The sequence below is a fragment of the Aurantimonas sp. E1-2-R+4 genome (genome assembly GCF_036549515.1).
In the GTDB taxonomy this organism is placed as follows: Bacteria; Pseudomonadota; Alphaproteobacteria; order Rhizobiales; family Rhizobiaceae; genus Aurantimonas; species Aurantimonas coralicida_A.
This window is the reverse complement of record NZ_JAZHLK010000004.1, coordinates 125,691-149,283: the sequence shown is the minus strand read 5'-3', so window position 1 is coordinate 149,283 and position 23,593 is coordinate 125,691. Positions and strand designations below refer to the sequence as shown.

At 64.2% G+C, this 23,593-nt stretch carries 19 protein-coding genes and 1 other RNA gene; 12 read left to right on the top strand and 8 right to left on the bottom strand.

The window, feature by feature from the left end:
* Positions 1-435, top strand: a 435-nt coding sequence (locus VQ045_RS03675; RefSeq protein WP_331829195.1) for a hypothetical protein, incomplete at its 5' end; no start/stop codon positions are given.
* A gap of 287 nt (positions 436-722) precedes the next feature.
* On the opposite strand, the gene VQ045_RS03670 is transcribed toward VQ045_RS03675, so the two are convergent.
* Together VQ045_RS03670 and VQ045_RS03665 are read right to left on the bottom strand one after the other, a co-directional pair.
* Positions 723-1,358 carry a hypothetical protein gene (locus VQ045_RS03670; protein WP_331829194.1) on the bottom strand — a complete coding sequence of 212 codons (636 nt, stop codon included), beginning with the start codon at positions 1,356-1,358 and terminating at the stop codon, positions 723-725.
* 33 nt (positions 1,359-1,391) lie between these two features.
* Positions 1,392-1,886, bottom strand: coding sequence for a tetratricopeptide repeat protein (locus tag VQ045_RS03665; RefSeq protein ID WP_327647031.1), 495 nt, complete (start codon positions 1,884-1,886; stop codon positions 1,392-1,394).
* A gap of 617 nt (positions 1,887-2,503) precedes the next feature.
* On the opposite strand from VQ045_RS03665, the gene VQ045_RS03660 reads away from it, so the two are divergent.
* Together VQ045_RS03660 and VQ045_RS03655 are read left to right on the top strand one after the other, a co-directional pair.
* Positions 2,504-3,790, top strand: a complete 1,287-nt coding sequence (locus tag VQ045_RS03660; RefSeq protein ID WP_331829193.1) for a nucleotide sugar dehydrogenase — start codon at positions 2,504-2,506, stop codon at positions 3,788-3,790.
* Positions 3,790-4,824 (top strand): NAD-dependent epimerase, encoded by a 1,035-nt coding sequence (locus VQ045_RS03655; RefSeq protein ID WP_327650916.1) that lies wholly within the window; start codon positions 3,790-3,792, stop codon positions 4,822-4,824. Before VQ045_RS03660 ends, VQ045_RS03655 begins: the two co-directional genes overlap by 1 nt.
* Before the next feature lie 68 nt (positions 4,825-4,892).
* On the opposite strand, the gene VQ045_RS03650 is transcribed toward VQ045_RS03655, so the two are convergent.
* The gene (locus VQ045_RS03650; RefSeq protein WP_331829192.1) at positions 4,893-5,957 is read right to left on the bottom strand and encodes a serine/threonine protein kinase; all 1,065 of its coding nucleotides are present in this window, start codon (positions 5,955-5,957) and stop codon (positions 4,893-4,895) included.
* A 239-nt stretch (positions 5,958-6,196) separates the two neighbouring features.
* Here VQ045_RS03650 and VQ045_RS03645 point away from each other — a divergent pair, with 239 nt between their 5' ends.
* From VQ045_RS03645 to VQ045_RS03635, 3 genes are all read left to right on the top strand, one after another.
* Positions 6,197-8,008, top strand: a complete 1,812-nt coding sequence (locus tag VQ045_RS03645) for a chloride channel protein (RefSeq protein ID WP_331829191.1) — start codon at positions 6,197-6,199, stop codon at positions 8,006-8,008.
* Between the two features lie 315 nt (positions 8,009-8,323).
* Positions 8,324-9,883 (top strand): NAD(P)-binding protein, encoded by a 1,560-nt coding sequence (locus VQ045_RS03640; RefSeq protein ID WP_331829190.1) that lies wholly within the window; start codon positions 8,324-8,326, stop codon positions 9,881-9,883.
* A gap of 71 nt (positions 9,884-9,954) precedes the next feature.
* A complete protein-coding gene (locus tag VQ045_RS03635; protein WP_331829189.1) occupies positions 9,955-11,724 on the top strand; it encodes an adenylate/guanylate cyclase domain-containing protein in 1,770 nt (589 codons plus the stop codon).
* Positions 11,725-11,856: 132 nt separating this feature from the next.
* Here the strand turns inward: VQ045_RS03635 and VQ045_RS03630 are convergent, their stop codons facing one another.
* On the bottom strand, positions 11,857-12,354 hold the full coding sequence (locus VQ045_RS03630; RefSeq protein ID WP_331829188.1) for a thioesterase family protein: 498 nt from the start codon (positions 12,352-12,354) through the stop codon (positions 11,857-11,859).
* A gap of 110 nt (positions 12,355-12,464) precedes the next feature.
* On the opposite strand from VQ045_RS03630, the gene VQ045_RS03625 reads away from it, so the two are divergent.
* Both VQ045_RS03625 and VQ045_RS03620 read left to right on the top strand, forming a co-directional pair.
* Complete coding sequence (locus tag VQ045_RS03625) at positions 12,465-13,874, top strand: FAD-binding oxidoreductase (RefSeq protein WP_331829187.1); 1,410 nt, start codon at positions 12,465-12,467, stop codon at positions 13,872-13,874.
* Positions 13,875-14,029: 155 nt separating this feature from the next.
* The gene (locus VQ045_RS03620) at positions 14,030-17,941 is read left to right on the top strand and encodes an AsmA family protein (RefSeq protein ID WP_331829199.1); all 3,912 of its coding nucleotides are present in this window, start codon (positions 14,030-14,032) and stop codon (positions 17,939-17,941) included.
* A 108-nt stretch (positions 17,942-18,049) separates the two neighbouring features.
* Here the strand turns inward: VQ045_RS03620 and VQ045_RS03615 are convergent, their stop codons facing one another.
* From VQ045_RS03615 to ssrA, 4 genes are all read right to left on the bottom strand, one after another.
* The gene (locus VQ045_RS03615) at positions 18,050-18,286 is read right to left on the bottom strand and encodes a ribbon-helix-helix domain-containing protein (RefSeq protein WP_327624150.1); all 237 of its coding nucleotides are present in this window, start codon (positions 18,284-18,286) and stop codon (positions 18,050-18,052) included.
* A complete protein-coding gene (locus tag VQ045_RS03610) occupies positions 18,283-18,531 on the bottom strand; it encodes a DUF4169 family protein (RefSeq protein WP_327648890.1) in 249 nt (82 codons plus the stop codon). The genes VQ045_RS03615 and VQ045_RS03610 overlap by 4 nt, the downstream gene beginning before the upstream one ends.
* Positions 18,532-18,539: 8 nt before the next feature.
* Positions 18,540-19,133: an SspB family protein gene (locus VQ045_RS03605; protein ID WP_327648891.1), complete on the bottom strand. Its 594-nt coding sequence runs from the start codon at positions 19,131-19,133 to the stop codon at positions 18,540-18,542.
* 63 nt (positions 19,134-19,196) lie between these two features.
* Positions 19,197-19,564: a transfer-messenger RNA gene (ssrA, locus tag VQ045_RS03600) on the bottom strand.
* A gap of 231 nt (positions 19,565-19,795) precedes the next feature.
* Between ssrA and VQ045_RS03595 the strand changes: the two genes are divergently transcribed.
* From VQ045_RS03595 to hflC, 4 genes are all read left to right on the top strand, one after another.
* Positions 19,796-20,590, top strand: coding sequence for a thymidylate synthase (locus VQ045_RS03595; protein WP_327648892.1), 795 nt, complete (start codon positions 19,796-19,798; stop codon positions 20,588-20,590).
* Positions 20,590-21,108: a dihydrofolate reductase gene (locus tag VQ045_RS03590; protein ID WP_331829186.1), complete on the top strand. Its 519-nt coding sequence runs from the start codon at positions 20,590-20,592 to the stop codon at positions 21,106-21,108. Before VQ045_RS03595 ends, VQ045_RS03590 begins: the two co-directional genes overlap by 1 nt.
* A 199-nt stretch (positions 21,109-21,307) precedes the next feature.
* The gene (gene hflK, locus VQ045_RS03585) at positions 21,308-22,483 is read left to right on the top strand and encodes an FtsH protease activity modulator HflK (protein WP_331829185.1); all 1,176 of its coding nucleotides are present in this window, start codon (positions 21,308-21,310) and stop codon (positions 22,481-22,483) included.
* Entirely contained in the window at positions 22,483-23,592 is a 1,110-nt protein-coding gene (gene hflC / locus VQ045_RS03580; RefSeq protein ID WP_331829184.1) for a protease modulator HflC, read from the top strand. The genes hflK and hflC overlap by 1 nt, the downstream gene beginning before the upstream one ends.
* Position 23,593: the final 1 nt, after the last annotated feature.

Sequence of the window (23,593 nt, the reverse complement as noted above, 5' to 3'; positions counted from 1 at the left end):
CGTGTGAAGGGGAACCGGTGCTGCCATGACAAACCTCCGTTTGTCACAGTGATTCAGAATTCTGTCAGCTTGGGAATCCCCGAAGAGTCGGCCTTCGCTCCCGTTGGTATAATGGGTACATTGCTGATGACATCATCGCGTCCGTTGCAAGCATTGACGCGAATTCCGGTGGAGCTGCTTTTCTATGCGGGCGCCATTCTGTTCCCAATCGCCGCTTTCATGGCGATAGCCGCCGCATTCCCCCAGCCCCAGCTAGCGGCCGTCTGGACTGTCATCCTCGGCAATTTGGCGTGGATCGCTGCGAGTATCATCCTCCCCTTCACACTCATTTCTCCCAATGCTTTAGGATGGGCTTTCCTCCTCGGACAGGCAGCCGTCGTGGCCGTCCTCGCCAAGCTGGAAAGGGGTGCAGTAAGCCGGATGGTAGCGACTTGAGGAAAGTGCGGAACCAGAAGGTCTGCGATCGCACCGAATTGCTCGTCTGAGGAGCGATCAAGCCTCTCCGAAAGATGTGACCTCTATTGCCACACAGGTGGTCGCCGCACTCTCCCAAGCAGTCCTAGTGGATTGAATTTGACATTTGATACCCATGTGCGGCGGGCTCGAAATCAAATGTCAAATTTGAAAAATCCACTAGAGTCATAAAATTGCTAGTGGTCCTTTGATTTCGACATTTGCTTGCCAGGGTGCTCCAAGGGGATGCAAATGTCGAAATTGGATCACTAGCGGGCATCCACCCGCCGGTAGGCCACGGATCCATCGGGAAGCTCTTGTCGCTGGAATTCCGGCGAGGCGGGCCCCAACGACGCATCGAATGGGGGCCCACCTTGCGCGGCGAATTTCACGGCTCTTCGTTGCTCCGTGTTTTGGCTCGGGTTGGCCGTTTCGGTCAGCTCGGTGATGGCCAGAAGGGCGCCGGCAAAGGTCTCGTCCAGCCTCGCGCTGGTGTCATCGAGTGTGTCCACGCTTTGGCCGACGGAAACCCGGAGCTGTCCCAGCCCATCCGCCAATCCGCCCAATCCGGCGTCGACCCGGTCGATCCTGCCCTGGATCGCGCGATCGACGCGATCGGCGGCGCCGTCGACGCGGCCGCTCAGGCGTTGTTCGATACCGTCAAGCCTGGCCATGCGGTTGTCTAGGGTGTCGAGGTCCTGCATGGGGCGCCATGCGAGCATCATCGTCACGGCGACGGCCAGCGTGGCGGACAGACAGGCGCCGTTCAAGACAAGCAGGATTGCCGACCAGGAGCGTTTCGTCTCGGGCGGTGTTTGCGTCTCCTGTCGGTCCGTGACGGGGGCTGGAACCGGGGCGGGGGCCGGATTTTCATGAACCTGGGCTGTGTGAACCCACGCGGGCATAGCAGTCACCGATCGACCTTTCATCACGGGCGCTCAACTCCTTTTGGCTCGAGAGACGCTGTTGCGGAGAAGGCGCAAATTGTTGGCGACGGTGACGCTGCGGGGGGCGAGCGCCTGCGCTTTGGCAAAGTGCCGGGCGGCGGAGCGCAATTCGCCGCGCAGCAGCGCCGAGTAGCCGATGTTGTTGTAGTACTCGACCGTACCGGGAATGAGCTTGGCGAGCGCGCCATAGGCCGTATCGGCGGTGTCGAACTGGCCGAGCTGATCGGCCGAGGCGGCAAGGCCGAGCCAGGCAGCCGGGTTGTTCGGATAGACTTCCGCCGATTTCTTGAATAGCGCGTAGGATTTGCCGTAATTGCGGGCCTTGAACTGGGTTCTGGCCTCGGGCAGCAGACGAATGTCTTCAATGGCGGCGGCATAGCCAAAGGACGAAGCGCCGAAGGCGTCGTCCAGATTGGAGGACCGACAGCTGGAGAGGGCAGCGGCGAGGCTGACGGCCATGATCACCAGATGTTTCGTCATCGACATGCTTTCCCTCCAGTGATCAAGACGGAAAGCTGCTCCTTCTCGCCGATCACCGTCCGTGTGAGCCGTGTCCACAGTCGACCTCGGCTCCCCGGATGGACACCTTTCCACGGATTCTCTTAATTCGCCGTTGATGACCGGTGGCGGCAGGCTGGATGCTGCGGCACGGCGCGCCGGGCAAGGGAATTGGCTGCAAGCCGCGGAACGTCGAATACCAACCTGCGGCGATAGGGACCTATTCGATGGCGCTGAACGGGCTTGTCCGGCCAGGAGCGACGCGCGGGTCGATGCGGCGCATCGGGCAAGCGGTGCGACGCCGTCCGGCGAGCCCGTCCAGCCCACCGAAGGCCGGGCGCTCGCCGCGCCTGGCTTCGTCACGTGCTTCGCCCGATGCGCCGCATCGCGCGTCGTCCCGCTCCTCGCCACGCATCGGCGCCAAGGTGCGGGGAATGGCCGGTCGAATGGGTTCCTATCACCGCAGGTTGGTATAACGCTGTCCGGGGCATCGTCGCGGTTCGACAGAAACCGCAAGAAGCCGTCTATGGAGACCATCCCGGTTCTTCATGATCCGCCTGCCCGTCAGATCCTTGTCGGCGGTGAGCACTGGAATGGGTTGTAACGTGCGCAAACTTGACCTGGACGACCAGACCATCGCCGTCATCGGGCTTGGCTATGTCGGCCTGCCATTGGCGGTGGAGTTCGGCCGAAAGCGCCGGGTCGTCGGATTCGACATTCGCCACGAGCGGATTGCGGAGCTTCAGGACGGGCGGGATGCCACGCTGGAAGTCGATTCAGCCGGCCTGGCTGCGGCGGAGTTGGTGACTTTCACCACGAACCCGGACGCGCTCAAGGCCTGCGGCGTCTTCATTGTGACGGTTCCGACCCCCATCGATCGCGCCAACCGGCCGGATCTGGGCCCGCTCGTTCGGGCGAGCGAGACGGTAGGCAAAGCGATCTCGGAAGGGGACGTCGTCATCTACGAATCGACGGTCTATCCGGGTTGCACCCGCGATATCTGCGTCCCGATCCTAGAGCGATTGTCGGGCCTGACGCTGAACGAGGGCTTCTTTCTCGGCTACAGCCCTGAGCGAGCAAACCCGGGCGACAAGCAGCACCGGCTGACGACGATCACCAAGGTGACCAGCGGCTCGACGCCGCAAGCCGCCGAGGCCGTCGACCGGCTCTACGGTTCGATCATCACCGCCGGCACGCACAAGGCGAGTTCGATCGAGGTCGCCGAGGCTGCCAAGATCATCGAGAACACCCAGCGCGACCTCAACATCGCGCTGATGAACGAGCTGTCGATCATCTTCGATCGACTCGGCATCGACACGCTGGACGTGCTGGCCGCCGCCCGGACGAAATGGAACTTCCTGCCGTTCAAGCCAGGCCTCGTCGGGGGGCACTGCATCGGCGTCGATCCCTATTATCTGACGCACCGGGCGCAGGAGGTCGGCTATCACCCCGAGGTCATTCTGGCCGGCCGCCGGATCAACGACCGGATGGGGCATTATGTGGCGGACCAGGTCGCGCGATCGATGATGCGCCGCGGGTTGCCGGTCGTGGGGAGTCGGATCCTCGTCATGGGCATCGCCTTCAAGGAGAATTGTCCCGACCTTCGCAATTCGAAGGTCATCGACATCGTCAACGATCTGCGGCAGTGCAATGCCCAGATCGACGTCTGGGACCCGTGGGTTTCGCCGGCGGACTGCCGCCAGGAATTCGGCATCGACTGTCTGACGACGGCGCCGGACGAGGCGGTCTATGACGGGATCGTTCTCGCCGTCGGACACCGCCGGTTCGCCGAGATGGGAGCGGCCGCCATTCGCCGCTTGGGCAGGGAGGGCGCGGTGCTTTACGACGTCAAGGGCATCTTCGCCGAACACGAGACGGACGGGCGCCTCTGATGACGATCCTGGTCACCGGCAACGCCGGGTTCATCGGCTTTCACGTGGTTCGGCGTCTCTTGGAACGCGGCGACAGCGTCGTCGGCTTCGATGTCGTCAACGACTATTACGACCCGGCGCTCAAGGAAGCGCGGCTGCGTGTTCTTGAAGAGGCGGCCGGCAAATCAAACGGCGACTACGTCTTCGTGCGGGCCAATCTCGCCGACCGCGACGCGGTGAACGCTTGCTTCGCGGAGCACCGGCCGGACCGGGTAATCCACCTCGCGGCGCAGGCCGGCGTGCGCTATTCGCTGGAAAATCCGCTCGCCTATGTCGAGAGCAACGTCGTGGCCTTCACCAACATCCTGGAGGCTTGTCGGTACAATCAGATCCGGCATCTGACCTATGCGAGCACCTCCAGCGTTTACGGCGCCGATACGGCAATGCCGTTTTCCGAGCATCAGAGCGTCGATCATCCCGTGCAATTTTACGCCGCGACCAAACGCGCCAACGAATTGATGGCGCATTCCTACAGCCATCTGTTTCGGTTGCCGACGACCGGGCTGCGGTTCTTCACAGTCTACGGTCCCTGGGGACGGCCGGACATGGCGCTGTTCCTGTTCATCCGGGACATCCTTGAGGGCAAGCCGATCAAGCTGTTCAACGGCGGCAACCACACCCGCGACTTCACCTTCGTTGAAGATATCGCCGAAGGCGTGGTCCGGGCGAGCGACAACATCGCCCAGCCCAATCCGGACTGGAATAGCGATCGGCCGGACCCGGCGACGAGCAACGCGCCGTTCCGCCTATTCAACATCGGCAACAACGCGCCAGTGAAACTTCTCGATTACGTCGAGGCGCTGGAGGAGGCGCTCGGCCGCAAGGCGGAGCGTGAACTGCTGCCGCTGCAGCCGGGCGACGTGCCCGACACCTTCGCCGACGTCAGCGAACTGGAGCGGGCGGTCGGCTACCGGCCGGCGACGCCGGTGCGCGAAGGAGTGCAAGCTTTCGTGGACTGGTATCGGCGCTACTATGATGGTGGCGCGGGGAGCTGAGAGGATAGGAGCCCCGAGGACACGCCTCAGCCGCAAAGCGGCGCGGATATCAGGCGAGATCGGCCTCGCTATCCCTTTAGGCGGCGGTCGGTGAAATTGCGGCGATTGGCGGCGATGGCGCGGGTCGCGGCGAGGGCGTCGGCGTCGCCGGCCAGCGCCTCGATGCGGTCGACCTGGTTGATGGCGACCAGCCGCAGCAAGTCCTCGCGCACCCGCCCGCTCGCGTCGCGGGGGAGACGCTCGACCGCCTGTACGACATCCGGGCGCGGCGCGGCGGCGGCGAGCAGCCGCTTTTCCAGAGCGGGCGCGTCATTGCCGGGAGCGGTTTCGACAAAGGCGTAGATGCCGACCCCCTGGCGCTTGGGATAGGGAAAGGGCGACAGGGCATGGGCGAGGATCGCCGGGTCGGACGCCAGCCGCGCGCCGATCGCTTTGCCCTCGGTATCCATGCGGTCATGGGTGCCTTCGCCGTCGGACCAGTTGAACAGCCCGCGGGTGATGGCGTTATAGATCGGCTTGAAGGTCTGCATCCACAGCCGCGCCGGCAAACTCTTGGTGGCCAGCAGCTTTTTTTCCGCCGGGGTCAGCGCTTGCGGGCAGAAGCTGCGTTTCTGCTTGAGGAGATGGCGGATGTCCTCGCGCGCCATGAGGCGGAACAGCTTGGAGCGGCGGGCGAAGATGGTGGCGAGCTGCATGTCGATCAGCGCGGCCGTGCCGTCGGGGGTGATCAGCCAGTTCTGCGGCTTGGCGAGGTCGTTGTGGGTGATGCCGGCGCGGTGGACCTGCCGCAAAAGTCGCTTGGCGTCACGGAAATAAGCCACGTTGCCGACCGGCTTGGCGACATGCAGCGGCGTGCCCTCGATCCACGAACGGTAGAGCGCGCTCTCGTCGACGCCGAGCAGTTTCGGCGTTCCGGGTACCGCGTCGAGGGCCTCCAGAGCCCGGATTTCACGACCGGCCAGATGCCAGGCGAGCGGCCGCGCCCAGCCCGCCGAACGGCTGACGCGGCGACGCGTCACCGCCGTTTCGGGCGCGCCCTCCAGATGGCCGAAGGCGATCTCGCCGAAAATATCGCGCTTGAGCACCGTGCCGGCGACGAACGGGGCGGGAAGGCTCGGATAGGTTCGCTGCATGGGCCCCGTCAAACCGGAACGTCTCGCACTGGCGACCGCCTCGCCGGCTCTCACGTTCGCTGTCGACCTATTATCGGCCGGGAATCGCCGAAAGGAAAGTCGGGTGTGACCACACTTAACGATCCATTCGCATTGAGCGGCATTCTTCGCGCCGCTGCCCTTCCCATCGCGGGACGACAATGAAATAGAGAAGATACGTTCCGCCCGCCTTACCAACCCAGTCACCGTCAGTCGAAGCCATGTCCGTCGAGAGCCTCTCCGTCCCTTCCGTTGCGCCAATCGCACCGGAGGCGGAGGCGCCGCCGGAGCGCGAGGTCGCGCTGCCGCTCATGCTGCTGTTGGCGCTGGTCGTCGGCATCGTCGCGGGCCTCGGTGCGATCGTGTTCAAATATCTGATCGCCTTCATCTACAATTTCGCCTTCTACGGCCGAATCAGCCTCGATTTCGATCCCAACGCCTATGGCGCCCCCAGCCCGTGGGGCGCGGGGATCATCCTGGTTCCGGTGATCGGCGGGCTGATCGTCGTCTGGCTGGTGCGCAGCTTCGCGCCCGAGGCCAAGGGGCACGGCGTGCCCGAGGTGATGTACGCGATCTACCACAATGGCGGCAACGTGCGCGGCGTCGTCGCCGTGGTGAAATCGCTGGCCTCGGCGATCTCGATCGGCACGGGCGCCTCGGTCGGTCGCGAGGGGCCGATCATCCAGATCGGCTCGTCCTTCGGCTCGACCTTCGCCCGGGCGCTCGGACTCGTCCGGCATCAGAAGATCACGCTGTTGTCGGCCGGCGCCGGCGCCGGCATCGCGGCGACCTTCAACACGCCGCTCGGCGGCGTCTTGTTCGCCTCCGAGGTGCTGCTGCCGGAGATCTCGGCCCGCACCTTCCTGCCGGTGGTCGTGGCGACGGCCACCTCGACCTACGTCTTCCGCCTCGCCATGGGCATCGAATCGGCGTTCCTGCTACCGCTCGGCGCCTTCGGGCAGACCGAGGCGGTGAATGGCGCCGAACTGGTTCTGGCGGCGCTGCTCGGCGTGGTGGTGGGCGTCGCGGCGTGGCTCTTCGTCAAGCTGCTGGCTACGTCAGAGGATCTGTTCGAGCAGTCCAGGCTCAATCCCTACATCCAGAACATCATCGGCATGACCAGCGTCGGGCTGATGGGCTACGTGTTCCTGCTGACCAGCGGGCAATACCACATCTACAGCGTTGGCTACGCCACCATCCAGGACATCATCGATGGCGGCCACACCAGCGCGCTGCTCTTGCTTTTGCTGTTCGCCGGCAAGCTCGTCGCCACCTGCCTCAGCCTCGGTTCGGGCGCATCGGGCGGCATCTTCTCGCCGAGCCTGTTCATGGGCGCGACGCTCGGCGGAGCGGTCGGCGCGCTCGGGATGATGGTGGCGCCGGACGCCGGCCTCAGCGTCGAGACCTTCGCGGTCATCGGCATGGGCGCCATGGTCGGCGGCGCCACCAGCGCGGCGATGACCGCGATCGTCATGATCTTCGAGATGACCCGCGACTACGAGATCATCCTGCCGCTGGTGCTGGCCGTCGCCATCGCCATCGGCGTGCGCCGGGCGCTGATCCAGTCCGACATCTACACGATCAAGCTGAGACGACGGGGCCGGCCGATCCCGACCGACCGGACCACCAACATGTTCCTGGTCCAGCCGGTCAGCGAGGTGATGGAAACGAGCTTCGAGATGCTGCCGGGGTCGATGACGGTGAGCGACGCGCTGAAGCACATCGACGTCGAGACGACACGGGTGATCCTGACCGACGGCAACCGCATCACCGGCTTCGTGCGGTTCGGCACGATCCCCTATCGCGCCGACCGTTTTGCCAGCCAGACGCTCGCCGACATTGGCTCGACCGAATTCATCATCGCCTCGACGCAGAACAACCTCAACACCGTCGTCACCCGCATGAACCGCAGGAACCGCTCCTACGCGATCGTCGTCAACGACGTGCGCGGTCTGCCGCGGCCGGAAGACATCGCCGGCATCATCAGCCGCGAGGAAATCGCCAAGGCGGTGGTGCAGAACCATTACGGGTGAGGGGGTGGGGGTTATTCGCAAAAAACGCTCGTTCGTAGGCCGTTGCCTCTTCGTGCGATGATCTGCCGCGGTCTGGCGATGCAGCTATATTGGAGCGATCCTTCGTACCGGGCTCTGCGCAATTGACGTGTCTGCATGGCATGCGATCTCAGGATCGGCGAACGCCGAGCGTTCCTGCTTGTTGGAACTCACGCGATGCGCACTGGGACCTGGAGCAGGGACGCCCTAGCCATCCATTCTCTCCTAGAGGAATATTCATGCTATCGTAACGTAAGCAGCGGGCTGGCCTTGGTCTGCAAAGCCAGGGAGGATGTCTTGTCAAAAGCGAATTCCGCCTCGCCCGTCAGCCTGAGAGTTTCGATTGACGGCGCGCCAGCAGTCGAAAAAAACTGCGATCTGTTGGTCGTGGCATGCGATCCCCGCAATCTCAGGATGGTCTGTAGCTTCACCGGCGAGGAGGTTTCGGTTTTCTCTCGGCTGACGAACTTCACCTTTCACACCACGTTGGTGAAAGTGAAGGTGCCCAGCTCAAAGCCGGAATTCGGGATCATCCTCAATCCGGATGCCATCGATGAGATGGGCGGGGCAGTCAGCGGCTACCGCAACGAAACCGCCAAGCAGTTCTCGCTTGAAACCGCGAACGGCATGGTCGAGAATCTGGTGACCGTCTACCAGCTTCAGGGCGCGGCAGGGACGCCCTGGACCAATGAGCAGTTCCTGCGGAATCTGCATGACACGCTTCCGCAACTGGAGTGGTGGCCTTACCCGGAATTCGAGGTGGTTCACGACGATAGCGGTCAGCCGATCTCTCTGACGACGCCCTATTTCGACCATTTCACCAATGATGGCCTGACGGCGAAGATGCCGTGGCACTATCTGGGTGTACAAGGAACGGGCCATACGATTTACGTTCATGGCTCCACCTGCTTTGAATCCGTCCTGCAATGCTGGCAATACGGCGGCATGTTGCTGGAAGAACAGCAGAAGCTCGGCTGGCGCCTTCCTTCTGACCTCTCGGCGTCAATCATCGTTCTGGGGGCGGGGCCCAGCGGCTTGCTGTTCGCCCACCGCTTGCAGGAGCGGGGATACCGAAACGTGGAGATCCTCGAATCCAGTGATCGTATCGGAGGCAAGACCCATACGGTCACACTTCACGAGCCGTCACCCCATGACAGCGGCGCTGCCACCGCCTGCGAACTGGGGACCTGCTACCTTTCACCCGCCTATGACAAAATGGTCACGGCACTGGGGCGCTTCCTGGAAGGCAATTGCCGTCATGGCTTTTACATAATGAAAGATCACTCCGATCCTGAAAACCGCAGTTTTCGTGGGATGGTAGCCGAAGGCCTCACGCCTGGTATCCACCTGTCGGAAGCCACAATTTCCTACGATGAATACGTCATTTTGAAAGGGCAGGTTGCAAATGGCGAGAAGCCAGATCCCCGAAGGGCCAAGGAAACGGAGAGGAAAATCGGGGAGGCACTAGGTAAATACGATGTTTTGGTACATCAATATTTAGGCAGTGAACTGCCCTTGCCCTTCCATCCACCGCAGAAACTTCTCGATAAACGCTATTCCAGCTTCTATGATTTTCTCGAGCGAAACGATCTGCTGATCCTCACCGGATTGCTGGAATATTCCTACTCCGTGCAGGGGTACGGCCCGCTGAAGCACATACCTGCCTATTATGGTATGATCTGGATATCGCTGCCACTGACGAAGGCAATCCTGAAAAGCTACAAGAGCAAGGACGCAACGCCGATGGTGACGGTCCTGTCGAAGGGGTGGCTCGCACTGTGGGAGGAAATGAGGACGAAGGTGCCCCTCAACGTCACGCTGAATACGACGATCGAGAGGATCGATCGGGTGATCTGACGGGGCGTCGTCGGACCTACAGAAGGGAAGCTGCACCACGCCTATGGGGTGCAGAGGCAGGCGTGCATGTGATGGAGCGCAAGGCAACGACGATCGTCGCCGCGGATGTCGCGGGCTTTTCGCGGCTTGTCGCGAGAGCCGAGGAAGAGGTATTTACCCGCCTGCGCGAATTGCGTCTGGATATCATCGATCCCGCCGTTGTTGCCGGAGGAGGGCGGATCATCAAGACGATGGGCGATGGCCTTCTGGTCGAATTCCCCCATCCTATGGCGGCCGTTCGCGCCGGACAGGTCGTGCAGCGGGCAGTTCACCGCCACGAAGCGGGCCGGTGCGATGACAACCGTATCCGCTTTCGCATCGGCGTGAACCACGGGAGCGTCTTGATCGACGGAGACGACGTATTGGGCGATGTGGTGAACATCGCCGCGCGTTTGGAGACCTTGTGCCCTCCCAACGGCATCTGTATTTCGCGATCGGTTCGCGACATGCTCTTCGCCGACACCGAGCTGAGCGTCTGCCCGCGCGGCAAGCAGTTCGTGCGCAACATCCCGTTTCCGGTCGAGGTCTGGCAGGTCGAAACCGGTGTGGAAGATGCCGGCGCCGCAGTGCAACCGGGAAGCGCCGACCGCCCGTCCGTGATCGTGCTGCCCTTCGACGATGCGTCGGCTTCGGGAGAGAACTCATTTCTGGCCGAGGGAATCGCCGACGAGATCATCAACGAACTGTCACGCTTCCGCTCATTGTTCGTCATCGCCCGTGGATCGAGCTTTTCCTACAGGGGGGGTGAGAAGGATATTCGCCAGATCGCACAGGATATGCGTGTGCGATATGTGGTTCAGGGCGCTGTCCGTGGAGCGGGAGATCGCCTGCGAGTCTCCGTACAATTGATCGAAGCAGATACCGTCGAACAGATATGGTCCGACAGGTATGATGGGGACAGGGCCTCCCTCTTCGATTTTCAGGATGACATCACCCGACGGGTCGTCACCCGCCTTGCTCCCGAAATCGGCGCACACGAACGCCAGGTCTCCCGTCGTAAGCCGCCCGAAAACCTATCGGCCTGGGAAATGTGCCAGCGTGGCCTTTCCGAAATGGAGGCCCGGACAATCGAAGGAATCCACACGGCCTTCGATCTTTTCCATTCCGCCACCAAGGCCGATTCCGCCTACGCGCTCCCCCACGCCCTGCTGGGTCAGTGGCATTCAATGAGAATCTATTCCGGGCGGAGCAGTGATCCCGGGGCCGAAATGCTGACGGGCATCTACCATGCCCGCATGGCGATACGGCTCGACGATCGGCTCGAGACCGGCTATGTCGCCCTCGCTCGGCTCCTTACCATCCGGGGCGCCGAAGCGGATGCGCGCGACGCCCTCGCCCGGGCCGTGGCATTGAACGACAATGATGCTGCCGTCTACAGCGCCCAGACATTCGTCAATCTCTTCCAGGCCGAGCCCGATACGGACGAGATGCTGCGAGCGGGGCTGGAGGCCATTCGCCTCAGCCCAAGGGACCCGGTGGCCTGGTCCTTCCATTGGATGGTCGTCATGGCCCTCTGGATGCGGGATATGGAATTGGGCGAAAATGTCCGCGAGCATCTTGATGCCGCCAGCCGGCTTCCCGGCGCGGAAGCCTTCGTCCATATCGCAGTCGCCGTAGTCGCGCTCAAACGTGACGATCAGCCGGTGGCGGACCGGGCTTTGTCAAAGGCGCTGACGATCCGGCCCGAATTGACCCATAATGTGATCAAGTACTCGTTCTACTTTCCGAAATGGCCCGCGCTGGTAGCGGGGATCACAGTCCAGCTGGACCGCCTCGTGGAAATGGGTTTGCCGCCACGGTAAAGACCGATCCGTGCGGTCGTTCCCGCTCACCTTCAGGCCATTCCTGCCATGGTCCGAGGACATTGTCGGGGTCATCAGCCGCGAGGCGATCGCCAAGGCCGTAGTGCAGAACCATATCCCTCACCCTCACCCTCACCCCCGCCCCAACCGCACCGCTCGTCCCAGCCGGTCCGGCATCGGCAGCTTCGCGTGTTCCGCCGCCACCGCCGCCACCCTTGCGAACACGTCGGCGGGGAAGGGCGCGACCTTCGGCTCCCCCGACGGATGGTTCTGGTCGATCGACAGGCTGAGGCTTTCCAGCGTCGCGGCGCGCCAGCCGTCCTCGTGGAACAGCTCCTGGAAAATGTGCAGCCGCTTTGCGTCGAGGCCGATGATCTGCGCGGTCGCATAGACGCGCGCTTTCGGCGGCACCTCGCGCAGATAGCAGACATGGGTCTCGGCGGAGTAGGTGGTGTAGCCGCGCGTGGCGCGATATGGCTCGCCGAGCCCGATCGCGTCGAACAGGGCGTCGATGCCCCGGTCGAACAGAACGTGATAATAGGCAAGGTTGAGGTGGCCGTTATAGTCGATCCAATGCGGTTCGAGGTCCATCAGGGGCGAACGGAACGGCTGCGGCGGCGCTGGCGTCATCGGGGCTCTTCATCGCGGGAGGGCGTTGCGGCAAGGGAAAGCCGCAAGGCGTAGGGAAGTCAAATCCGGCGATCCATCGAGGCGGCGGACGGGAAGGGAGCGAGAGCATCATGGCGTTAGCGGACATCCTGGCGGAACGGCCGGCCAAGCGCGAGGGCATCGCCAGCGCTGTCTCGGTGCTGAAGCAGCGATTCGGCGAGCGGCTGGTCACCGGCGAGGACGTGCGGCGTGCCCATGCCCATTCGACGACCTATCTGCCGAACCAGATGCCGGACGCGGTGTTCTTCGCCGAAACCGAGGACGAGGTGCAGACGCTAGTTCAGCTTTGCGGCGAGTATCGAACGCCGATCGTCGCCTTCGGCACCGGCTCGTCGCTGGAAGGCCATGTCAACGCGCCGGAGGGCGGCATCTCGCTCGACCTGTCGCGCATGGACGCCGTGCTCGCCGTCAACGCCGAGGATCTCGACTGCACGGTCGAGCCGGGCGTCACCCGCGAGGCGCTGAACGCGCATTTGCGCGACACCGGGCTGTTCTTCCCGATCGATCCGGGCGCCAACGCCAGCCTCGGCGGCATGGCCGCCACCAGAGCCTCGGGCACCAACGCCGTGCGCTACGGCACGATGCGCGACAACGTCATCGGGCTGACCGCGGTGATGGCCGACGGCAAGATCATCCGCACCGCGCGGCGGGCCAAGAAAACCTCGGCAGGCTACGATCTGACCCGGCTTCTGGTCGGCTCGGAGGGCACGCTTGGCATCATCACCAAGCTCAATCTCAAGCTCTACGGCATTCCCGAATCGATTCTGGCTGGCGTCTGCCCGTTTCCGGACGTCAAAAGCGCCTGCGACGCGGTGATTCAGACCATCCAGGCCGGGATTCCGGTGGCCCGGATCGAGCTGCTGGACACATTGTCGATGCAGGCGGCGATCGCCCATTCACAGCTCGACCTCGAAGCCAGGCCGTCGCTGTTCCTGGAGTTCCACGGCTCGGCGAATTCGGTCGCCGAGCAGGCCGAGTTGTTCGCCGCGATCGCCGAGGACCACGGCGGCGGCCCGTTCCAGGGCGCCAAGCGGACCGAGGAGCGGGCGCTGCTTTGGAAGGCCCGGCACCAGTTCTACTGGGCGGCGCTGGCGCTGCGCCCCGGCGCCAAGGGCATCGCGACCGACGTCTGCGTGCCGGTGTCGCGGCTGGCCGAATGCATCGCGGAAACGCAAGGCGACATCGATGCGGCCGGCCTGATCGCGCCGATCGTCGGCCATGTCGGCGACGGCAATTTCCATGTGACGCTGCTGCTCGACATGGACAGCGCCGCGGAGATCGCCGCGGCGGAAGCCTTCATGGCGCGGCTTGCCGAGCGGGCTGTCGCGATGGACGGCACCTGTACCGGCGAGCACGGCATCGGCCAGGGCAAGCGCGGCTATCTCAGGCGCGAGCTGGGCGACGCCGTCGACGTGATGCGCGCCATCAAGACCACGCTCGATCCGAACAATATCCTGAACCCCGGCAAGATCCTGCCCTGATCGGGACGCGGTCAGGTCTCGACATCGGGGCCCGGTTCTGGCCTATCCTTTGAAGGCCCGGCCGAACGGCTGGCGGCGGTCAGCGCGAGACAAGCGGCGCTTGGCATCATACGGCGCGGGCTCGCCGCAATTGCGACCACGAGAAGAGGAGCCCCATCCTGGTCAGAGCCTTCGTTCTTTTCGGCGGCCTCCTGGTGCTGGCGCTCATCGGGGCGCTGGTAGCGCCGTATTTCATCGACTGGACCGCCTATCGCGACGATTTCCAGCGCGAGGCCTCGGCGATTCTCGGCCGCGACGTGGTCGTCAGGGGCGAGGCTTCGGCGCGGTTGCTGCCGTTTCCCTCGGTCACCTTCGGGGACGTCGAAGTGCTGGACGAATCGGGCGCGGCGCTGGCGACGATCGGCCGGTTCCGGATGGACGCGGAACTCGCGCCCTATCTCTCCGGCGAGATTTTCATCTATTCGATGTCGCTGGATCGGCCCTCCATCCGGATTCCGATTCGGCCGGACGGTTCGATCGACTGGGTGGTGGAGAAGCCGAAGATTCCAACCGGCGCGACGGTGGTGCTCGACAATGTCGCGATCACCAACGGCACGGTCCGTATCGAGAACGGCCTGACCGGACGCAGCCACGAGCTGTCCGGCGTCGAGGCGGTGTTGTCGGCCGGCTCACTGGCCGGGCCGCTCGATGGGAGCGGACGCTTCAAGCTGGGCGGCGAGGCGGTCGCCTTCACGCTGGCGGCCGGAACGCGGCAGGCGGATGGATCGGTACCGGTTCGCCTCGTCACCGCCAACGAGACGCTCGCCACCCAGATTGCGCTCGACGGCGCCGCGCGGTTCGAGGACGGGCGGCCGCAATTCGCCGGAACCGCCGTCATCAGGCGGCCATTGCCGGAGGCGGCGACGGGCGGCGCGGCGGTGGTCGACGGCAACCCGTTCGCGGCGGCTGACGCGGCATCGTCCGACACTGCGGCCGATACGTCGGCAAAGCCGGATGTCCTGCCGGTCCGGGCGGTCGGAGCGGTGACCCTGACGCCCACGGCCGCCGAAGTCCTCGACCTGCGTGTCCAGGCGGGCGGCAGCAAACAACCCTATCTCCTGACCGGCCAAGGCCGCCTCGATTTCAAGGCGGTGCCGCATTTCTCCCTGGATCTCGAGGGCGAACAGGTCGATGTCGACACGATCGCATCCGGCGCCGCGGAGACAGGCGAGGCGAGCCCGGAAGCCGCCGCGATCGGATTTGCGGAGCGGCTCGAGGCGGTGCGCGCCGTCCTCGCGGACATACCCAGGCCGACGATCCCTGGTACCGTGGCCATCTCGCTGCCGGTGGTCGTCGCCGGCGACACGACGATTCGCGATGTCGCGTTTTCGGCAAGCCCGACCGATTCCGGCTGGACGCTGGCCCGCTTCGCGGCGGAACTGCCGGGCCGGACCCGGCTGGAAGCGAGCGGCGTCGTCGATCTCGACGAGAGCTTCGGCTTTCGCGGCGACCTGCTTGTGGCCTCCCGCCAACCATCCGGCTTTTCCGACTGGCTGACCGGCGATGTCGACCCGTCGGTGCGCGCCCTGGCCGGCGCCGGGTTGGCGGCGAAGACGGTGCTGACCGCCGAGAAACAGGTCTTCACCGACCTGGAACTCGATATCGGTGGCGACCAACTTACCGGCCGGCTGGAGCGCTCCAGGGTAGGCGAGCGGACGACGATCGCGGCGGATATGGAGGGGGGGAAGGTCGATCTCGATGCGCTTCTGGCCCTGACGCGACTGTTTACCGGCCCGTCGGACGCCCTGGCGAACGCCGACCAGTTCGATGTGGCCTTGACCGCCGGCCCGGTGACGTTCCGCAATGCCTCGGCCGAGCGCATCGACGGCGATATCCGCTACGACGGCGACACGCTGGCGATCGGCAAGCTCGACGTCGACGGTCTCGCTGGCGCCAGCCTGTCGGCCCGGGGGGAGCTGTCGCAACTGAGCGGCGATGCGCGCGGGCGGCTCGCCGTGGCGCTCGATTCCGGCAAGCCGGAGCAATTCTTCGAATTTCTGCGATCGCGGTTTCCGGGAGTACCCCTGCTTGAAGCGATCGACGGGCAGGCGGCGCGTCTGGCGCCGCTGGCCCTCGCTGGCGCGGTGGAGACGATTGGAGGCAAGGCGGGACAACCGCCGAGCCTGCTGGTGCGTCTCGACGGGACCGCCAATGGCAGCAAGATCGATCTGTTGGCGTCGATCGAGAATGGCCTCAACGCGCGGGCGGAAAGTGGTCGGTTCGGTCTCGATCTGCGTCTGGAGAACGATCGGCCGACAGTGTTGCTCGGCCAGCTCGGGCTGACAGCCATCGAAGCCGGCGCGCCGGCGCCGCTGGAAGCGGAGCTGTCTTTGTCGGCCTCGGCGACCGGGCCCATCGTCGCCTCGGCGACATTGCGCGCGCCGGGAAGTGAAATCAGTCTGGATGGTACCCTCGATGTGACGCCCGAGGGAGTTTCCGGCGGTGACGTCTTGCTTTATGTCAAGAGCGGCGACGCGCTGCCATGGCTGCGCACGAGCGGCGTCGAACTTGGCGCGTCGCTCGACGCCGCCCCGCTCGATCTGACCGGGACGGTCGTCTATGAGCGAGGTGACTGGACCATCCGCGACCTGGGCGGCCAGATCGCCGGTTCGACGATCGACGCCACCTTGCGAAAACAACGCGGGCAACCTTTCGAGGGGACGGTGCGCCTCGACAAATTGTCGATGCCGTGGCTTGCGAGCCTGGTCTATGGGCGCGCGCTCGACGACGGCGACCCAAAGCGACTTTGGCCAAGCGAGGCGTTCCGGCCGAGTTCTCTTGCCGGTCTCGATTTTTCGGTGGCGCTTACCGCCGCGCAGCTCGACCTTGGTGGTCCGGTCATGACGGATTTTGCCTCCCGGATGTCGGCAGACGCGGGCAATCTGACCTTCGACGAAGCGAGCGTCGCCGCGGCGGGCGGACGTCTCGACGGCCGGCTAATGCTGCGCAATGCCAACGGCATTGGCGGATGGACGCTCGAAGCCGAGGCCAGCGGCTTCGATCTCGCCAAATTCTGGCCTGATCTGGCAGTCGATGGGGCGACTGCGAGTCTCGATGGCAATATCCGGCTCGACAGTACCGGCCAGTCCTATGGGGCGCTGGTATCGGGTCTAACCGGCGCCGGTCAGGTCGCGATCGCCAATGCGCGCGTGCCCGGCGTGCCGCAGGGGGTATTCCGGCCGCTGCTTGCGGCGGCTGATCAGGAGGGCTTCAAGCCCGACACTGATACCGGCGCGACGCTGCGGGCTCTGTCGGCCGAAACCAGCTTTGCCGTTCCGGCCGCAACGAGCGCCTTCTCCGTGACGGCGGGGCGCGCCCGCTTTGCGCCGGTCAGCATAAAGGACGGCGATGAGAAACTGACCCTGGACGGGACCGTGGACCTGACCGATCTGACGGTCGCCGCCGATCTCACACTGGCCATCGAACCCGGTGACGACCGCGTGGAAGGGGCTGAGCCGACGGTGTTCTATTCCCTGACCGGCCCGCTTGCCGAGCCGGCGCTTTTGGTCGATGCGACGGCGCTCGCCAACTACCTCGCGGTGCGCGCGCTGGAGCGTGAACAGGCGCGGGTGGAGGCGATGCAGGAGAGCCTTCAGGAGACCCTGCGGCTGCGGCGTGAAGCGCGATTCTACCGCTGGCGGGCGGCGGAGGCGATGCGGATCGCGGAAGAGCAGCGTGCCGCCGAGGAGGCCGAGAGGCTCAGGGCGGAGCAGGCGGCGGCCGAAGCGGCGCGACTGCGGGAAGAACAGGCGGCAGCGCGTCGCGCGGAGGAAGAAGAGGCGCGGCAGAACGAAGAAGCGCGTCGCAAAGAGGCGGAGGAAGCGCGCCGCCGCGAAGCCGAAGCGGAAGCTCAACGCCAACGCCAAGCCGCGGAACGCCGACGCCAGCAGCAAAGCCAGCCGCCGCCGGCACCGAGCGCCAGCGCGGCGCCGAGGCTGGACTTCGACAGGCCGCTTCCCAGCGCGCCGTCGGGTGGGAAAACCCGCTTTCCCTCATTGCCGGGCGTCGAGAATCCGCTGGAGTTTTGATACCAACTCGCGGTGACATGAGCTCATCCGCCTACGCTGAAAGGGTCTCTCCGGCCGAATGCAACGCGCGGGTTCATGCGGCGCAAATCGGCATGACGCCCGATGGAGTCAGCCGTGTCCCCCGGATGGAGGATCGGCGCGCGCCAGCGCCTCGTCCAGAACGAACAGCCGGATGGCGGAGGAAAGGTTCGTGTTCGGCGCGCGGGCCGCATCGATCTCCGCCACCAGCGCGGCGAGCGCCAGACCGCGTGCCGCTGCGATCGCGCGCAGGCGGTTCCAGAATTTGTCCTCGATGCTGATCGATGTCGCATGACCACGGATCGCCAGCGAGCGCTTGACGATCACGACGGCTTGCCGGTCTCGCCCGGGCTCTTACGGGCAGGTGCGGACGGTTCGGCTTCAATCGGCGCCGCACGGTCGCGCTTCACACCGTTCAACAGACGGCTCGCACGCTCCCGCTCGACACGGGCTTCGTCCCGCAGCGCTTTCGGCGTTCCATGCCGGATTCGATTGGCGTCGGCTTCAAGCTCCGCCGCGCCACGCCGCTGCCGTTTGCGGGCGAGCCGGAGATTGACGATGTCGGCGGACATCGCCGGGCTCAGGTCTTCTTGCGGAACGCGTCGAGGGAGACGACGTCGGCATCTTTCTTTTCCGGCGCTTCGTCCCCGGCCTCTTCGCTCTCGGTCGTGGTCTTCGGCTTATCCTTGGGCGACTTCTTGCCCTTCGGCTTCGTCGCGGCCTTGGCCGGAGTAATCTGGGTTGGCGAGCCAACCAGAACCGGGCCGTGCGATTCGCCTTCCTCCGGGGCATCCAACTGCTCGTTGGCGGCGTCGATCCCCCTGACGTCGAATTCGAGTTCGAAGTTCACCGCCGGGTCATAGAAGCCCCGGATCGCGGCAAAGGGAATCAGCAGACGTTCGGGGATGTCGGAAAAGGACAGGCCGACTTCGAAGGTCGTGTCGGTGACCTGCAAGTCCCAATATTGATGCTGGATGACGATGGTCATCAGCTCGGGATATTTTTCGCGCAACCGCGAGGAAATGCGCACACCCGGCGCGGAGGTCAGGAAGGTGATGAAGAAATGATGCTCGCCCGGAAGGCCGGTCTTGACGACCTCGCCGATCACCTTTCGGATCACGCCGCGCAGCGCCTCCTGCGCGAGAACATCGTAACGGATAAGGTCCTGGCCCATTGCGGTGTCCTGAATTCTCGTAGCTGCGGAGGGGGCGGGCGGTTCAAACGCACCCCATAAAAAAGTGGAGGCTTCTGTTGCCAGGTGCCTCCGAACCCCGCCTAGAAGTGCGAACCCCCAGGACTTGAATTGAAGCGATCACACTGCTTACGCAGCGAGACGTGCTTCCGCATAGTTGTCGTTTGCAACTATAAAACAGCCCGATAACGGTGGTACCATGCCGAGCAAAAGTCCGATCTTTACGCCCTCGTCGATCCTATTTCGCCCCCGCCTGGACCCACCGCTCATGCGAAGCGAAACGTGGGTCCAGGTGGAGGCGCCGGGTACCGCCCCCGGGTCCGATAGGTTTATTACATCGGCCGTTTATCGCCATAGCCGACCCGAAAGCCGGCACGCGCAATATAAGGGGATCGTCACGGCATGAAAAGGGCTAGACGCTTCCGAAACTTGAGGGAATCGGTCAAAGTCGATCAACTGAACAGCCGGGGACGGCCGGCTGGGAGGATTTCGGGTCGCAAGGCCCCTGTCGGCCGGCTTCTCCGGTTACCGTCTTCATCGATCGTTTCGCCGATCAAACTCTGATAACACGCGCTCCCGATCGAGGACGTCGCCGCAGTAATCTGCCGAGAGCCGGTCTTGCCTGAACCGGAGGGAATGTCGCCATGCGCCAGTATCTGGATCTTCTCGCCCATGTCCTAGACCACGGGACCGACCGCTCCGACCGGACCGGCACGGGAACCCGCTCGGTCTTCGGTCATCAGATGCGCTTCGATCTGTCCGCCGGCTTTCCCATGCTGACGACGAAGCGGCTGCACTGGAAGTCGATCGCCCACGAACTGCTGTGGTTTCTGCAGGGCGACACCAACATCGCCTATCTCAGGGAGAACGGGGTCCGCATATGGGACGAGTGGGCGGACGAGAACGGCGACCTCGGCCCGGTCTACGGGGCGCAATGGCGCTCCTGGCCCGATTATAACGGTGGCCACATCGATCAGATCGCCAAGGTCGTCGACGAGATCCGGCGCAATCCGCATTCGCGCCGACTGATCGTCACGGCCTGGAACCCGGCGCTGGTCGACGAGATGGCGCTGCCGCCCTGCCATTGCCTGTTCCAGTTCTACGTCGCCGACGGGCGGCTGTCGTGCCAGCTCTATCAACGCTCGGCGGACATCTTCCTCGGCGTACCGTTCAACATCGCCTCTTATGCGCTTTTGACCGCGATGGTCGCCCAGGCGACCGGCCTTAAGCCAGGTGACTTCGTGCACACTTTGGGAGACGCGCATCTGTATGCCAATCATTTCGAGCAGGCGCGGCTGCAACTGACCCGCAAGCCCGGTCCACTGCCGACGCTGTGGCTCGATCCCGAGATCACCGACCTGTTCGCCTTCCGCATCGCGCATATGGGCCTCGAAGGCTACGAGGCTGACGGACACATCAAGGCAAAGGTGGCTGTCTGATGCGCCAGCCCGAACTCGTCGCCATCGTCGCGATGGCCCGCAACGGCATCATCGGCAAGGACGGCGCGATGCCATGGCGCATGCCGAGCGACCTCAAGCGCTACCGTCGTCTGACCATGGGCAAGCCGATGATCATGGGGCGTAAGACGCTCGACGCGATCGGTCGGGTGCTCGACGGACGCGACACGATCGTGCTGACCCGTTCGGCCGACCTGCCTTATGAAGGGGCGCTGCTGGCGCACTCGCCGGAGACGGCGTTGGACCGCGCATTCGAATGTGCGCAAAAGCGCGGAGCCGACGAGGTCGCGATCGTCGGTGGCGCCGAAATCTATCGCCTGCTTCTCGACCGAACCGATCGGCTGATGGTGACGGAGATCGACGCCGTGGTGGAGGGGGATGCGATATTTCCCGCGATCGATCCCGCCGTCTGGCACAAATTTCACGAAGAAACCTGTCCGCGCTCCGAGAACGACAGCGCCGACAGCCGCTTCATCATCTACGAGCGGCGCCGGAGTTGAGGTCGAGTCGGGGGCGCTCGTCGTTTCCGAAATGTGCGCCGATCCGAGGTTGCCGTTCACCATCATGACGCCTAGGGAGATGAAACGGTTGCGCCTGCGTTGAAAGCGGATTTGGCAGTTCCTATAAGGACACTAACAGATTGACGCTTGGATCGTCGCAGGCGACGGCCACGGATTTCTCGGAACTGGAAGGATATCGATGCCCTGGAGCAATCAGACCGGCGACGGCGGCGGCTGGAAAGGCGGCGGCAATGGCGGCAATGGGGGTCCTTGGGGCCAACGTCCGCAAGGCCCACGGCCAACCGGCGGCGCTGGGGGCTCTCCCGATCTGGAGGACATCCTGCGACGTGGTCAGGACCGGCTGCGACGGGCGATACCCGGCGGCGGCGGTGGTGGCGGGAGTTCCGGCGTGCCGGGCTTTGCGGCCTGGGGAATTCTCATCTTTGCCGGTCTGTTGGTGCTGTGGCTCTTCAAGTCCGTCTACACCGTCCAGCCGGACGAGGTCGGCGTCGAGATGTTGTTCGGCAAGCCTAAGCAGGAATTGTCCCAGCCCGGACTGCATTTCATGCTGTGGCCGCTTGAGACGGTAGATACGGTGCCGGTCGTCGAGAGTCAGATGACGCTTGGCAGCGGCCAGCGTGGAGAGAACTCCGGTCTGATGCTGTCGGGTGATCAGAACATCGTGGATGTGCAGTTCGCGGTTCTCTATCAGGTCGACAATCCGGCGAATTATCTCTTCGACGTTCAGGATCCGGTTGCCATGCTGCAGCAGGTTTCGGAAAGCGCCATGCGCGAAGTGGTCGGGCGTCGCCCGGTTCAGGACGTGTTCCGTGACGATCGCGCCGGGATCGCCGAGGAGGTGCGTCAGATCACCCAGGATACCATGAACGAATATGGTGCCGGTCTTCGGATAAACGGGATTTCGATCGAGGACGCCGCACCGCCGAGCCAGGTCGCGGACGCGTTCGACGAGGTGCAGCGCGCCGAACAGGACGAGGACCGGTTCGTCGAGGAAGGCAATCGCTACAGAAACAACAAGGTCGGCCAGGCCCGCGGTGAGGCGGCCCAGGTCCGCGAGGATGCGGCCGGTTACAAGAACCGGGTCGTCCAGGAGTCCGAAGGTGAGGCGCAGCGCTTTTCGTCGATCCTGAAGGAATTCGAAGCGGCTCCGGCCGTGACGCGCAAGCGTCTGTTCCTCGAAACCATGGAAGGGGTCTTGCGCGATTCCAACAAGGTGATCGTCGAGAAAGGCGCCGGCGGGACCCAAGGGGTCGTGCCCTATCTGCCGCTGAACGAACTGCAGCGTCCGAGCCGATCGGATAATAGTGCGAACTCCGGCGAGACGGCGGCACCGGCCCCGCAGGGAGCAAACTGATGAACAACCGCTTTTACGCGATCGTCATCGCGGCTGCCGTCGTTCTGCTTCTCCTGTGGAACTCGATCTTTATCGTCAACGAGAAGGAGCAGGCCGTCGTTCTGCGCTTTGGCCAAATTCAGCGCGTTGTCGACGCGCCGGGATTGAACTTCAAGCTGCCCTTCTCCTTCGCTGGTGCCGACAATGTCAGGAAGCTCCCCGACCGGTTGTTGCGCTTCGATCTCGACAACATCCGGGTTCAGGTGTCCGGCGGCAAGTTCTATGAGGTCGACGCGTTTCTCGTCTACCATATCTCGGACGCGGCTCGGTTCGCGCTGACGGTCTCGGGATCGGTCGAGCAGGCCGAACAGCGTCTGCGCACCCGCCTCGACGCGGCATTGCGTCGGGTCTACGGCCTGCGCGGCTTCGAGGCTGCCTTGTCCGAGGAGCGCGCCGACATGATGCGCCAGGTGCGCGACCAGCTTCGGCCGGACGCCACCTCGCTCGGCCTCGAGCTGACCGACGTGCGGATTCGCCGCACCGATCTGACGCAGGAGGTCTCGCAACAGACCTACGAGCGCATGAAGGCTGAGCGCCTCGCCGAGGCGGAACGCCTCAGGGCGCGTGGCCAGGTTGCCGCCCGCCGAATTCGTGCCGCCGCCGATCGCGAGGTCGTCGAAACGGTCGCCTCGGCGCAGCGCGACGCCGAGATCCTGCAGGGTGAGGGTGAAGCGGAGCGCAGCCGCATCTTCGCGGAAGCCTACGGCCGGAACCCGGAGTTCTTCGACTTCTACCGGTCGATGCAGGCCTATCGGGAAGCGATGACGAATTCCGGAACGACCCTGGTGTTGTCGCCGGACTCCGAATTCTTCCGCTATTTCAGGGCCGATGGTGGCTCGGAAGAGGGAATCGGTACGTCCGGGGCCAATCTGTTGGGCGCACAGCCATCCGCCGAAGNAATTCTTCCGCTATTTCAGGGCCGATGGTGGCTCGGAAGAGGGAATCGGTACGTCCGGGGCCAATCTGTTGGGCGCACAGCCATCCGCCGAAGCGCCGGCGCAGCCCGAAGCGGCCGCGCCTTCGTCGACGGACTCGGCGACGAGCGGCGAGGCGGCTGCGGCCGCCCCTGAA

Bases quoted from the DNA above. Each gene is read 5' to 3' on its own strand.
- VQ045_RS03595 (WP_327648892.1), top strand. From the start codon at position 19,796: ATGCGCCAGTATCTGGATCTTCTCGCCCATGTCCTAGACCACGGGACC.
- VQ045_RS03590 (WP_331829186.1), top strand. From the start codon at position 20,590: ATGCGCCAGCCCGAACTCGTCGCCATCGTCGCGATGGCCCGCAACGGC.
- VQ045_RS03650 (WP_331829192.1), bottom strand. From the start codon at position 5,957: ATGCAGCGAACCTATCCGAGCCTTCCCGCCCCGTTCGTCGCCGGCACG.
- VQ045_RS03645 (WP_331829191.1), top strand. From the start codon at position 6,197: ATGTCCGTCGAGAGCCTCTCCGTCCCTTCCGTTGCGCCAATCGCACCG.
- VQ045_RS03670 (WP_331829194.1), bottom strand. From the start codon at position 1,358: ATGCCCGCGTGGGTTCACACAGCCCAGGTTCATGAAAATCCGGCCCCC.
- VQ045_RS03635 (WP_331829189.1), top strand. From the start codon at position 9,955: ATGGAGCGCAAGGCAACGACGATCGTCGCCGCGGATGTCGCGGGCTTT.
- VQ045_RS03605 (WP_327648891.1), bottom strand. From the start codon at position 19,133: ATGGGCCAGGACCTTATCCGTTACGATGTTCTCGCGCAGGAGGCGCTG.
- VQ045_RS03630 (WP_331829188.1), bottom strand. From the start codon at position 12,354: ATGACGCCAGCGCCGCCGCAGCCGTTCCGTTCGCCCCTGATGGACCTC.
- VQ045_RS03610 (WP_327648890.1), bottom strand. From the start codon at position 18,531: ATGTCCGCCGACATCGTCAATCTCCGGCTCGCCCGCAAACGGCAGCGG.
- VQ045_RS03665 (WP_327647031.1), bottom strand. From the start codon at position 1,886: ATGTCGATGACGAAACATCTGGTGATCATGGCCGTCAGCCTCGCCGCT.
- hflK (WP_331829185.1), top strand. From the start codon at position 21,308: ATGCCCTGGAGCAATCAGACCGGCGACGGCGGCGGCTGGAAAGGCGGC.
- VQ045_RS03625 (WP_331829187.1), top strand. From the start codon at position 12,465: ATGGCGTTAGCGGACATCCTGGCGGAACGGCCGGCCAAGCGCGAGGGC.
- VQ045_RS03655 (WP_327650916.1), top strand. From the start codon at position 3,790: ATGACGATCCTGGTCACCGGCAACGCCGGGTTCATCGGCTTTCACGTG.